Genomic DNA, 13,205 nt, shown 5'->3' with positions numbered 1-13,205 from the left:
CCCCACCCTTGGAGGGGACAATCATGAGATCCGAAAGGTCGGCTCCCGCCGTCAGGAGATTCTTCTCCCGAATTCTGCCTGCCACGGCAGCCGCGGTCACCCTCGTTCTCGCGGGAACCACCGGCTCCGTCGCAGCGACCCCCACCGCCACCACCGCTCCCATGACCGGACCGCAGTTGGCAGCCTCCTGGACGGGGCCGCTGAGTACCCGCGGGCGGTACATCGTCGATGCCAACGGCAACCGCTTCAAGCTGAAGGCTGGCAACTGGGCCGGTGCCCAGGGCACCTGGGAGGGCAGCGGCGACGTCAACGACCCCACGAACCACCAAGCGGACCAGATGTCGCACAACCTTCCGTTGGGCCTGGACCGCGCGCCGATGGCACAGATCATGGCCGACTTCCACGAGCTCGGGCTGAACAGCATCCGGCTGCCGTTCGCCAACGCGATGATGCGTGACACCACGGTCGTACCCGACTCCGCGGTCGCGGCCAACCCGCAGCTGAAGGGCAAGACCCCGCTGCAGGTGTTCGACGCGGTGGTGGCGGCCCTGACCGCCGACGGGTTCGCGGTCATCCTCAACAACCACACCACCTCCTACCGCTTCTGCTGCGGCCTGGACGGCAACGAGCGCTGGAACAGCGGCCAGTCCGCCCAGCAGTGGCAGGAGGACTGGCTCTTCCTGGTGAACCGCTACAAGGCGAACAAGCGTGTCGTCGGCGCGGACCTGCGTAACGAGATCCGCCGCGACACCCTGGACGACCCCAACTGGGGCCGGGGCGACGATCACGACGTGTACGCGGCCTTCGAGCTGGCGGGCACCCGCATCCTGCAGGCCGACCCCGACATGCTGGTCATCATGGAGGGCATCAACTGGTACGGCATCCCGCTGGACGGGCTGGACTACGGCAGGCCGATGCTGACGCCGGTCCGTCAGCTCTCGAACACCCTGATCACCTCGGGCAAGCTGGTCTACGCCGCGCACTTCTACGGCTACACCGGCCCGAACTACACGGGTGCCGAGAGCGGACCGGGGCACACCAACGACTGGCCCTACGAGGACTTCCCGCTCGAGAAGCTGAAGCAACTGGTTCACGACGAGGCCCTGTTCGTCACCCAGTCCGGCCAGCACTTCACCGCCCCCGTCTGGATCAGTGAGTTCGGTGCCGGCGGCCGGGGGTCGCAGGACACCAAGGAGAAGACCTGGTTCGGCAACTTCACCGACATCCTGGTCCAGAACGACACCGACTTCGCCATCTGGCCGCTGGTCGGATGGACCGGTCCCAACGGTGCGCCGCAGGACACCTGGGCCCTGATCTCCTACGACACCGCCGGCAAGCGGCAGAGCCTCAGTGACTCCGGCGACTGGCGGACCGCCGACTGGAACAAGCTGGTCAACGGCCCGGGGAAGACCGGCCCGGTCGCACAGGTCAACCACTGGAACATGCTCGACCTCGACTTCCGCGACCACAATGTCTCCTCCCGCATGCTCGCCCAGAGCGACTGGAGCCGCGGCTACCGCAAGGGCAACTGCCCCGACAGCCAGCGTCTGACCGGCCTCGGCCGCAGCGACAAGCGCGGCCTGTGCACCGACGCGAAACAGCCCGCCAAGGGAACCGGTGACTGGGTGGCCGTCCACGACGAGCGCTACGTCACCCACGGTGACTGGGCGGCGGGCTACAACAAGCTCCAGTGCCCCGACAACACCTTCGCCGTCGGCTACAGCGTCAACGGCAACTCCATGGCCGGCCTGCTCTGCGCGCCGTCCGCCGCACCGCTGCCGCTCAACGGCCGCAACGTCTGGTTCGACCAGGGCGACAACCGCCCGGCCACGGGCGGCTCGATCGAAAGCGACTGGGCTCCCGGCTACTACAAGGGTCAGTGCGCCGACAACGAGTACATCGCCGGCGTCGCCTTCACCTGGAAGTGGAACCACAACGGTGTTCCCGACACACTGCTCTGCCGTCCGCTGAGCTGACCCACCCCTCAGTTCCACCAGTTCGACCAGTTCCATCATCGAGGAGACCACGGCCATGCCCCGACTCGAGGTTGCCGCAGACGGCTTCCGTCTCGACGACCGACCGCTGCGGATCATTTCCGGCGGCCTGCACTACTTCCGGATCCATCCGGAACAGTGGGCCGACCGGCTTCGCAAGGCGCGCCTGATGGGACTGAACACGATCGAGACCTACGTCCCATGGAATCTCCACTCGCCCCATCCGGGTGAGTTCCGGCTGGACGCAGGTCTCGATCTTCCCCGGTTCCTCGATCTGGCCGCCGCCGAAGGCCTGCACGTACTGCTCCGCCCCGGCCCGTACATCTGCGCCGAGTGGGAGGGCGGCGGCCTTCCCTCCTGGCTGCTCGCCGACGAGGACATCGAACTGCGCAGCCGCGACCCGCGTTACCTGAAGGCGGTGGACGGCTACCTCGCTGCCCTGCTGCCGCCCGTCCTTCCCTACCTCTCCACACATGGCGGCCCGATCCTGGCCGTGCAGCTGGAGAACGAATACGGCGCGTACGGCGACGACTCCGGCTACCTGGAGGTTCTGGCGGAGCTGCTGCACCGGCACGGAGTCGACGTACCGCTGTTCACCTGCGACCAGCCCTCCGACCTGGAGCGCGGCGGCCTCGACGGTGTCCTGCGCACCGTCAATCTCGGCAGCCGGGTGGACGCCGGGCTCGCCGCACTGCGCACGCATCAGCCGTCCGGGCCGCTGATGTGCAGCGAGTTCTGGATCGGCTGGTTCGACCGCTGGGGCGGAATCCATACCACCCGCAACGCGGCCGACGCCGCCGCGGACCTCGACCGGCTGCTCGCGGCCGGCGCCTCGGTCAACATCTACATGTTCCACGGCGGCACCAACTTCGGTTTCACCAACGGCGCCAACGACAAGGGAACGTACCGTCCCACCGCCACGTCGTACGACTACGACGCGCCCCTGGACGAGGCCGGCGATCCCGGCCCCAAGTACGCCGCCTTCCGCGAGGTCATCGCCCGGTACGCGCCCGTGCCCGAGGAGCCGCTACCCGCCCCCGCGCCCAAGCTTTCCGCAACCACCGCCGAACTCACCGCATGCGCCGGACTCCTGGAGCAGTGCGAGCGGCTCGGCAGCACGGTGCACACCGACCGCCCGCAGACCATGGAACAGCTCGGCCAGTCCTTCGGGTTCATCCTGTACGAGACGACGCTCCCGGCGGCAGGGCCGGCCATCCTCCGCATCGCCCAGGTTGGCGATCGCGCCCAGGTCTTCGTCGACGGCCAGCCGGTCGGCGTCCTGGAACGCGAGAACCATGAGCACGCCCTCACCTTCCACACCCCCCGGCACGGCGCACACTTGGCCGTGCTGGTGGAGAACCAGGGCAGGGTCAACTACGGGCAGGGCATGCACGACCGCAAGGGACTGCTCGGCGAGGTCACCGTCAACGCACTGCCCCTGGACGCCTGGTACAGCCGACCGCTGCCTCTCGACGATCTGGGCCGGCTGTCCTTCACCGCGTCCGAGCCCGCCTCGCCCCCGGTCGGCCCCACGTTCCACCGCGGACACCTGGACATCGAGCAGCCGGCCGACGGCTGGATCGCCCTGGACGGCTGGACCAAGGGCCACGTCTGGATCAACGGTTTCGCACTCGGCCGGTACTGGTCCCGAGGACCGCAGACCACGCTCTACGTCCCCGCACCGATCCTGAACGCCGGCCGGAACGAGATCACGGTCCTCGAACTGCACGGCGCCACCACCCGCACGGTGGAGCTACGGGGAACTCCCGATCTCGGCCTCCTCGAGGACTGACGTCCGCCTTCGGAAGGCCCCGCCCGGACCCACACGAAGAGCCAGGAACTCGGTCCGCGCCGGGCTCGAACCGCTCCTGACGTTCGGCCGGCCGCGACAAGATCACCGTCCTCCACCGACGACAGAGGAATCCATGCACAGCAAGCGACGCCTCACCGAGCAGCGGCTCGACCGGGTGCTGAACCAGCGCATCCGGCCCGCGGCCCACGCCCGTACCGTCCCGGTCGAGATCGCGATCTGGAGCGTGCCGGGCGAGCCGGTCCCCGTGGCCGACGGCCTGGCCGCACCGTACGAACCCGTGACGCTCGGGCACCGGTGGGGGCCGCCCTGGTCCACGAGCTGGTTCAGGATCAGCGGCAGGGTTCCGGAGGAGTGGGCCGGCCTGCGGGTCGAGGCGGTCATCGACCTCGGCTTCAACGTCACCGGCGCGGGCTTCTCCACCGAGGGCCTGGTCTACCGGGCGGACGGCAGCGTGGTGAAAGCCCTCAACCCCCGCAACGCCTATATCCCGGTCGCCGACCCGGCGGTCGGCGGCGAGGAGTTCACCTACTACGTCGAGGCTGCCGCCAACCCCAACCTGAACGACGACCACGTCCCGTCCCGGACCGGGGACCGCCCCTCCTGGATCACGGGAGCCGGCTCCAGCAGCGCGCCCCTGTACCAGCTGCTCCGACTGGACCTGGCGGTCTTCGACGCACAGGTGTGGGAACTCGCCCAGGACCTGGACGTCCTCGGGGGCCTCATGCACGAACTGCCCGAGGCCGACCCACGCCGCTGGCAGCTCCTGAACACCATCGAGCAGGCCCTGGACGGAATCGACCTGCAGGACATCGCCGGCAGTGCCACCACCGCCCGCGAGGTGCTGCGCCCGGCGTTCGCCGCCCCCGCGGCCGCCAGCGCCCACCGCATGTCCGCCGTCGGACACGCCCACATCGACACCGCCTGGCTGTGGCCGCTGCGCGAGACCGTCCGCAAGGTCGCCAGGACGCTCTCCAACGTCACCCATCTCATGGACGAACACCCGGGCTTCCTCTTCGCCATGTCCCAGGCCCAGCAACTGGCCTGGCTCAAGGAGCACCGCCCCGAGGTCTACACCCGGGTCCAGGAGAAGGCGGACAAGGGGCAGTTCCTGCCGGTCGGCAGCCTGTGGGTGGAACCCGACACCAACATCACCGGCGGCGAGTCCCTCGCCCGGCAGCTGATCCATGGGAAGCGCTTCTACCTCGACGAGTTCGGCGTCGAGACCGAAGAGATGTGGCTGCCCGACACCTTCGGGTACAACGCGGCCATGCCGCAGCTGATGAAACTGGCGGGAATCCGCTGGTTCCTCACCCAGAAGATCTCCTGGAACACCACCAACAAGTTCCCGCACCACACCTTCTGGTGGGAAGGCATCGACGGCACCAGGATCTTCAGCCACTTCCCGCCGGTCGACACCTACAACGCCGAGATCACCGGCGCCGAACTCGCCCATGCCGTCGGCAACTTCCAGGACAAGGAGGCAGCCAACAGCTCACTGCTCCCGTTCGGCTACGGAGACGGCGGCGGCGGCCCCACCCGGGAGATGCTGGCACGAGCGGAGCGTCTCGCCGACCTGGAGGGCTCGGCCAGGGTCGTCATCGAGAGCCCCGCGGACTTCTTCGAGCGGGCACACGCCGAATACCCCGACGCGCCGGTGTGGCAGGGGGAGCTGTACCTGGAGTTCCACCGCGGCACACTGACCAGCCAGCTGAGGACCAAGCAGGGCAACCGTCGCAGCGAGCACCTGCTGCGAGAGGCCGAGCTGTGGTCGGCGACCGCCACCTCCCGCACCGGACTCGCGTACCCCTACCAGGCCCTGGACCGACTCTGGAAGACGGTCCTGCTGCACCAGTTCCACGACATCCTGCCCGGCTCCTCCATCGCCTGGGTCCACCGGGAGGCGGAGCAGACCTACGCCGCCGTCACCGCCGAGCTGCGCGCGATCACGGACGCCGCCCAGCGCGCCCTGGCCGGCGAAGGCGATCTGCCCGTGGTCTTCAACGCCGCTCCGTTCGCCCGCGACGGTGTCCCCGCCCTCGGCGCCACGCTCCGAACCCGGCCGCAGGGCCGGCCCGTCGCCCCGGTCCCCTGCGGGGACGGTTTCGCGCTGGACAACGGCCTGGTACGCGTCCGGGTCGATGCCCAGGGCCTGGTGACCTCGGCGTACGACATCGCGGACGGGCGCGAAGCGCTGGCCCCCGGTGCCGTCGCCAACCTCCTCCAGCTGCACCAGGACTTCCCCAACGAGTACGACGCCTGGGACATCGACGCCTTCTACCGCAACACCGTTCACCACCTCGTCGACGCCGAATCGGTCGAGGCACAGGAAGACGGTGTCCGGATCGTGCGGACCTTCGGTGACTCCCGCATCGAACAGCTGGTCTCCCTGTCCGAAGGCTCCCGACGCCTGGACATCGACACCGAGATCGACTGGCACGAGAAGGAGAAGCTCCTCAAGGCGGCCTTCCCGCTCGATGTGCGGGCCGACCACTCCAGCGCGGAGATCCCCTTCGGGCACGTCCGGCGCCCCACCCACACCAACACCAGCTGGGACGCCGCCAAGTTCGAGATCTGCGCCCACCGCTTCCTGCACCTCGGCGAACGGGGGTGGGGCGCGGCCGTGGTCAATGACTCGACCTACGGGCACGAGGTCACCCGGGACGTCCGCGCGGACGGCGGCACCACCACGACCGTCCGGCTCTCCCTGCTCCGCGCTCCCCGCTTCCCTGACCCGGACGCCGACCAGGGCCACCACCATCTGCGATACGGGTTCGTCATCGGCGCGGACATCGCCGACGCCGTCCGCGAGGGCTACGTGTTCAACCAGCCCGAGCGCAGCCTCCTCGGCTCGGCCGAGGTCGAGCCGCTCGTCACCGTGGACAACGAGACCGTGGTCATCGAGGTGGTCAAACTCGCCGATGACCGCTCCGGCGACATCGTCGTACGTCTCTACGAGGCATGCGGGGGACGCGCCCGAACCGTTCTGACCGCCGGATTCCCGCTGGCCTCCGCGGTCGAGACCGATCTGCTGGAGCGTGAACTCGACCCCTGCCAGAACACGGACGCCGTACAGACGGACGGCCGAGGAGTGCACCTGGCACTGCGCCCGTTCCAGATCCTCACTCTCCGGCTGAGGCCCCGGAAGAGTGACTGACCGACGCTCTCCGGTAAGGGAACTCCGGAGCCACCGACCGCACGAGTGATCAGCCAAGCCATGACCGAAGAAGGTAGGACCACTGTGCCCGTACTCCCCGCCGCCGTCCTGTTCGACATGGACGGCACGCTGGTCGACACCGAGCGTCTCTGGCTCCGGACCACGGCCGAACTCGCCGCCGATCTCGGCCACACCCTCACCGAGGAGGACCTGCCCGAGGTGCTCGGCCGCGCTGTCGACCACACCGCCGCCCACCTGTGCCGTATCACCCGGACCAGCCTCACCGCGGACGCCTTGGCCGAGATCCTCAGTGACACGTTCAGCGGCAAGGTCGCCGCCGAGGTCGTCCCCCAGCCCGGCGCACTGGCGCTGCTCGCCGAGCTGAGCGAAGCGGCCGTGCCCACCGCGCTGGTCTCGGCCTCACCCCGCCGCGTGGTGGACCTGGTCCTCGGCAGCCTCGGCGCTCACTGGTTCACCGTCACGCTTGCCGCCGAGGACACCGAGCGCACCAAGCCCGACCCCGCCCCCTACCTGGCCGCCGCCGACCGACTCGGGCTGGACCCTGCGGCCTGCGTGGCCGTCGAGGACTCTCCGACCGGGGTCGCCTCCGCGCACGCGGCGGGCTGCTCGGTGCTGGCCGTTCCCTCCACCGTGCCGATCGCCGAGGCCGACCGGATCACTTTGCTGGACAGCCTGGAACAGGCCGACCTGGCGTTGCTGTCCACACTGACCGTGGCGACGACACTGAAGTTCCCCCTTTGACCTGGACAGCTTGCCCCAGACCGTGGACGGTGCGATCCGGATGGCCCAGCCGGGCCAGTTCGCCCTGGATCCTTCGGTGCCCCCACCGGGGATTCTCGTCGGCCAGGCGCAGCACCAGCTTCCTGAGCGCGGCGACAGTCGGGGGTCGGCCGGTACGGCTGCGGCGGGCGGAGTAGTCCCCCTTCTTGGCGATCAGCTTTGCTGTGCCAGGCCAGCACGGTGCCGGGGGTGACGGGGAAGACGCCGGCCCAGCGGCGCCGCGGTATCAGCGAGGACAGCGCGGAGAACCAGAACCGGTCGGCCGTCTCGTAGCGGGTTGGGCCCTTGAGCTGACGGCGCGGGACAGTGGTCTCATGCCTCAGCACCAACGACTCGGCGTCCTCGGCAGTGTCCCGGCTCAGCAGGACAGCCGGTATGGACAGCATCATGCGAGCAGCACGGTACAACAGCGACACGATCATCCGGACAGGGTCCTAACCACCACCGACAACCATGGACACCGCTGCTCACCTGCAGCGATGACTTTACGAGCCCCACAGGGTTGAGTCCGCCATCCCGCGCGGCCGGATGCGGTGCCATATCCTGGACCGCTTTGGATGTACTTCGGCCATCCCTGTGGTCCTGCTGTGGCGGGGCGCTATTCCGGCCGTACCGGGGCCAGACGAACTTTGCAACGGCGACCTTGTCCGAGCGCTCCAGAGCCTTACGGAGCAGGACATAGGGTTTCGCAGCGACCTGACCGTCGACCGCAAGGTAGTAGCTGTCCGAAATCCGGATCGGATCGATGCTGTCCGCATCGATGAACGCGACGATCTCGATCGCCCTGGCCGTAGGGAGCGGCATCTGGCCGAGTTCCTCGTCCGTGACCGGCACGGTCTCGCCCTGCGAGGTTTCGTAGCCCTTGCCGATCTCGTCCTGCGACAGCGTCTCACCGTCGAGGTCGCCCTTCCGGGTCCGCAACCGGGCCATGTCGATCAGGTGCACCTGATCGAAGTGGATCGCATGGTCCTCGGTCGCACTGACCACCTTGATAGGGATGGTGACCAGCCCAAAGCTGATGAGGTTGTAGTCCTCTGGGTCGCGCGAGGTGGTGGGACGTCGTACACAGAAGGTATGAGCGAGGAACCGACGTCTTGGCATCCAGGCGAGATCGTGCCCGAGAGCGGCATCTACGAGTGTGACTGCGGGGCGGGCCATCACTGGAGTACGGATGTGAAGGGGCATCGCTTCCCGCCGCTGCCGGCAGGCTGCTCGGGCGGCGCGTGGGCGTTGCGGACGGACGCGCACCCCGACTCCTGACCCAGACGTGCTGCCGGACGGTCTCGACTTTGACCGTAGAGGGTAGGCCATCGCCGTCCTGCCCGGGCACGGTTCAGGCCGCCGACCGCGGCCGGTATCGGCATGATTGTCCGGCACCTGGCGGCACGGCTCTCTGCCTGACCTCCCAGGTCGGCGACCTGCTGGAGCCTCAGTCCCCCGAGTGACATCTGCTGCACGGAACACCGCGGCGAGGTCTCTCAGGTCAGAAAGGGAGGTCGTCAGCAGAGGAGGCGACTCGGCCGCCACACTCGCAGGACTGTACTGGGCGACTCTGGGCCGGGTCCGTCGAAGCGGACCAAGCGCGGAGTCGCCGGTCGTCGCCCCGGCAGTCACGCCGCGACGGCTGACGACAGGGCCTTGTACCGGTGAACCAGACGCTGAGGACTGACGGTGCCGATGAGCCCTTCGACCTGATCGAGCAACTCCTGTGCGTGGTCTCGGTCTCCGCACTTGTGGACGGTGTCGGTCAGGTCGAGAACGGCGTGGAGACGGTCGCGCGGGTAGTCGGTCGAGGCCGCTTTGACGCGGCTGCTCAGGAAGGGCACGGCCCGTGACGGCTGGTCGCAAGCGAGCCAGGCCCGGCCGGTACCGGCGTCCACGGAGTCCGTCGTCAGCCAGGTCGCCCACCACGGTGTGCGCTCGTCGGGGGAGCTGAGGTTGAGCAGCGCTTCGTCGCGGAACCGACAGCCTGAGGGTGTTGGCGTGCGTCGAAGAGCATCCAGCCGACCTGCTCGCTCAGCTCGATGTATGCGGCTTGGATCCGGTCGATGAGCGGTCCGCGGCCGCGGACCTGCGCGACCACCCGGGAAGTGCTCTGCCAGATGCCGAGGCCCCAGGTGAGGTCGCCGCTGGCACTCCCGGTGGAGTCGTCCATCTACCGGACGTCCCGGACGGCGCTTTCGATCGAGCGGACGAGCTTCTCGTTCAGGCGCGTGGCGGCTGGCGCGGCGCTGGCCTCCGCTCGGGCCGAGCAGGAGCGTGAGAGCGGGCGCGGTGGCTGCCGCTCCGGTGAGGCTGAGCAGGTTTCGGCGGTCCATGATGTCTCCTTGGCTGATCTCGTGGAGCAGAGCCTCCAGGGGGGCGTCTCCGGGCGCGTCGAGGTGACGGTGACGATTCCGAGGACGATGTAGGTCCCATCCGACGTCGGACGCGGTGATGCGCCGTCCGGCCCTGGCGGTGAGCACGGCCAGGGCGTCCGCCTGGTGGTCAGGCTGCGGGTGTTCACGAGTGGGTGTGAGGCGCGGCGATGAAGCCCGTCGGTGATCATTTCCCGTCTCACCGGAGATCGTTCCCCACCGCTGCGCGAACGCTCGAACCCGGGCGGTCGACGCACCCGGAAGGCCGCGGGACCGGCCGGGCATCCGGCCCCTCCCTGGTGGCCGGAGGCGCGGTGCTCGACCACGATTGCGGCAAGAGCACGCGAGGCCTCTGACACGTGGGACGGTTCCGATGGATGTTCCGATGGACGCGGAGCGAGAGCGTCCCGGGGGCGGTGGTGACTGCACAGGCCTGGACCGCAGGCGGTTCCTCGGGGCGACCGCGGCGGCCGGGGTCTGGGCCGCGGGCACGATGCTGGCAGGCTGCGACATGGCGTCCGGCGGCGACCCGGGTGCGTCGGCCGGTCCGTCCGAGGTTTCCCGTCCGGGCGACTCCGGCTGGCGCATCCGTTCGGCGGGTCCGCCCGAGGCCGCTCTCGGCTATACCGACAAGGTGAGCGTCCTGCCGGGCGAGGACTTCGGGCTGTACGTGTCCACCACTGCGCCTGGGTTCCGCGTCTCGGCGTACCGGATGGGCTGGTACAAAGGCGCGCAGGCCCGCCTGGTCTGGCACTCCGGCAGGGTGGCCGGGCGCATCCAGGGAGAGCCGGGTCTGGCTCCCAGGACGCGCACGGTGCGGGCGGACTGGAAGCGTACGGTCCTCGTACACACCGACGGCTGGCCGGAGGGTGCCTACCTGCTCCGCCTCGACGCGGAGAACGGTCACCAGCGATACGTCCCCCTGATCGTTCGCTCGGCGACCGCCAGGGGGAAGACCCTGCTGATCCATGCCCCGGCGACCTGGCAGGCGTACAACCTGTGGGGCGGCCATAACCTTTACGAGGGCGCCGACGCGTCGTACGGGACGCGTGCCCTGGCCGTCTCCTTCGCCCGGCCGTACGACAGCAACGGAGCCGAGAAGTTCCTGGTGTACGAGCGGGCCATGGTCGTCCTCGCGGAGCGGCTGGGCATACCGCTGGCGTACACCACCGGCATCGACATCCACCGCGATCCTGCGGTGCTGCGGAATGCAGTGTCCGCGGTCACGCTCGGCCACGACGAGTACTGGACACCTCAGCAGCGGCAGTCCATGACCCGGGCCCGCGACGCCGGCACCAACCTGGCCTTCCTCGGCGCCAACACCTGCTTTCGCCGGATCAGGATCGAGGACGGGGACCGCACCGTGGTCTGCTACAAGACCGACTACCGCCACGATCCCCTGTATCCTCGCCACGGCGCCCTGGTGACCACCGACTTCCGCCAGGTACCCGATCCCGACCCGGAATCGTCTTTGACGGGAGTCCTCTACGAGGGCTATCCCACAAACGCTCCCTATGTCGTACGCAACGCCGGTCACTGGCTCTTCGCGGGCACCGGAGTGAAGCAGGGCGACTCCTTCCCCCACCTCGTCGGCGTCGAGTACGACCGTGTCACCCCGGGAGCACTTCCGGACGCGCCGATCGAGATCATCGCCCACTCCCCCCTGGTCTGCAACGGCAGGCGAAGCCACTCCGATTCGGCGTACTACACGGTGCCGAGCGGGGCCGGCGTCTTCGCGTCCGGGACGATGCGGTGGGTCGAGGGCCTCATGGCCGGGACGGGGGAGAACGGCCGCAACCACGGCATGGACGCGCGCACCGGAGCCTTCGTGACCCGCACCACCGAGAACCTGCTCCGGGCCTTCGCGGAGGGACCGGCCGCGAAGACCAGGCCGGCACCCCGCGACAACGTGCGCGAGGTCTACGGCTCGGCGTGAGACGGACGCCCAGCACCGGCTCCGGAGTCAACCCCTGTGGGGCGAAATGAACTTGTCAGTGACGACGACACCGAGTGCGTCAGTCGCCCGAGCTTGGGGCGGCAGAGTCGGACTTGACATTCCGCCCATGAGGCCGTGCCGACTATGGCGGACACGAACATCTCCAAGAGGGCGGTTCGTAGCTCTTTAAGTGGTTATGTGGGTGCCTGATGGTGTGAGTGAGGGCGGAATCAGCTGACCCGACAGGCTCGGCGATGCGAGAGGATGCAGTTCAGCCCCTCACAAGAGAGCGAGACCAGCGGTGACTAATGCGGCCCCAGTGAACCTGATCGACATGGGCGACGCGGACGGCAACCACTGCGTCGTCCGTGTGACCGGCCGCGCCCAGCCCTGAGTGCTGACCGGCCACGATGTTCTGCACGCTGATGTCCTGGTCTCCGCGAGCTTTGTCGATGCCAGACTCGAGCTCTACCTGATCCAGCAGGATCTCGATACCTCGCAGCGCGAACTGACCCAACTCGTACCGGGCAAGGGCGCAACCATCGGCGGCGACCGCGGGTTGAGTCTCCACTTCTTCATGCACCAGGACCGCACGTGGTCGTTGACGGTCGAGGACCCCGACCGCATAACCCTGGCGCTAGGAATCGGATATCAGGAGACGTGGACCCAAGACCACCACCAGCGACTTCACCTCGTCCGAGAAACCTGGCCCAGCGAAGTAGTGGAGACGGCGCCCATGGCCTACGAGTGGAGCCCTAACCGCAAGAGCTAAGTCGCGACGAATGACCCACTCCGGCAAGCACCGCAGCCATGGCCTGCACTTTCTCGCCCTGACCGACGAGAACGGGCGCCTGATCTGGCTATCCGCCGCCCGGCCCGGTCGCACCCACGACAACACCGCCGCCCGCCACGACCACATCCTGGCCCACCTGCGCGCCGCCGGCCTCGGGGCGCTGGCCGACCTCGGCTTCCGTGGCCTGGACAACGACATCCTCGACCCTGTGATCGTCACCGGCTACACCGCCACCCGCACCCACAAGCTCACCCCAGGCCAGAAGGAAGCCAACCGCGTCCTCGCCGCCGGACGCGCACCGGTCGAACACGGTTTTGCCCACCTCAAGAACTGGCGAATCCTCACCAAACTCCGCAC

Annotated in this window: 8 protein-coding genes and 2 pseudogenes; 7 read left to right on the top strand and 3 right to left on the bottom strand. The window is 68.6% G+C overall.

Annotation, left to right across the window (positions count from 1 at the left end; translation table 11 throughout):
- Positions 1–161 precede the first annotated feature (161 nt).
- The 4 genes from J1C73_RS04800 (at position 162) to J1C73_RS04785 (ending at position 7,723) form a co-directional block, all read left to right on the top strand.
- The gene (locus J1C73_RS04800; RefSeq protein ID WP_207315232.1) at positions 162–1,976 is read left to right on the top strand and encodes a glycoside hydrolase family 5 protein; all 1,815 of its coding nucleotides are present in this window, start codon (positions 162–164) and stop codon (positions 1,974–1,976) included.
- 55 nt (positions 1,977–2,031) lie between these two features.
- Complete coding sequence (locus J1C73_RS04795) at positions 2,032–3,786, top strand: glycoside hydrolase family 35 protein (RefSeq protein ID WP_207315231.1); 1,755 nt, start codon at positions 2,032–2,034, stop codon at positions 3,784–3,786.
- A gap of 133 nt (positions 3,787–3,919) precedes the next feature.
- Positions 3,920–6,961, top strand: coding sequence for an alpha-mannosidase (locus J1C73_RS04790; RefSeq protein ID WP_207315230.1), 3,042 nt, complete (start codon positions 3,920–3,922; stop codon positions 6,959–6,961).
- Positions 6,962–7,045: 84 nt separating this feature from the next.
- On the top strand, positions 7,046–7,723 hold the full coding sequence (locus tag J1C73_RS04785; RefSeq protein ID WP_306092279.1) for an HAD family hydrolase: 678 nt from the start codon (positions 7,046–7,048) through the stop codon (positions 7,721–7,723).
- On the opposite strand, the pseudogene J1C73_RS34495 reads toward J1C73_RS04785, so the two are convergent.
- From J1C73_RS34495 to J1C73_RS04775, 3 genes and pseudogenes are all read right to left on the bottom strand, one after another.
- A pseudogene (locus J1C73_RS34495) lies at positions 7,691–8,184 on the bottom strand (integrase core domain-containing protein); the annotation flags it as partial. The gene J1C73_RS04785 and the pseudogene J1C73_RS34495 overlap by 33 nt on opposite strands.
- Positions 8,185–8,380: 196 nt before the next feature.
- A pseudogene (locus tag J1C73_RS04780) lies at positions 8,381–8,782 on the bottom strand (Ku protein); the annotation flags it as partial.
- Between the two features lie 590 nt (positions 8,783–9,372).
- Positions 9,373–9,642: a hypothetical protein gene (locus tag J1C73_RS04775; RefSeq protein ID WP_207315228.1), complete on the bottom strand. Its 270-nt coding sequence runs from the start codon at positions 9,640–9,642 to the stop codon at positions 9,373–9,375.
- An 862-nt stretch (positions 9,643–10,504) separates the two neighbouring features.
- Between J1C73_RS04775 and J1C73_RS04770 the strand changes: the two genes are divergently transcribed.
- The 3 genes from J1C73_RS04770 to J1C73_RS04760 all read left to right on the top strand — a co-directional run.
- Entirely contained in the window at positions 10,505–12,055 is a 1,551-nt protein-coding gene (locus tag J1C73_RS04770; protein WP_207315227.1) for a N,N-dimethylformamidase beta subunit family domain-containing protein, read from the top strand.
- A gap of 394 nt (positions 12,056–12,449) precedes the next feature.
- Positions 12,450–12,827 carry a DUF5959 family protein gene (locus J1C73_RS04765; RefSeq protein WP_207315226.1) on the top strand — a complete coding sequence of 126 codons (378 nt, stop codon included), beginning with the start codon at positions 12,450–12,452 and terminating at the stop codon, positions 12,825–12,827.
- A gap of 10 nt (positions 12,828–12,837) precedes the next feature.
- Positions 12,838–13,205, top strand: a 368-nt coding sequence (locus J1C73_RS04760) for a transposase family protein (RefSeq protein ID WP_242643730.1), incomplete at its 3' end; no start/stop codon positions are given.

This window comes from Streptomyces laculatispora, from assembly GCF_017353455.1.
Taxonomy (GTDB): Bacteria; Actinomycetota; Actinomycetes; order Streptomycetales; family Streptomycetaceae; genus Streptomyces; species Streptomyces laculatispora.
This window is presented reverse-complemented; position numbering and strand designations above follow the sequence as displayed.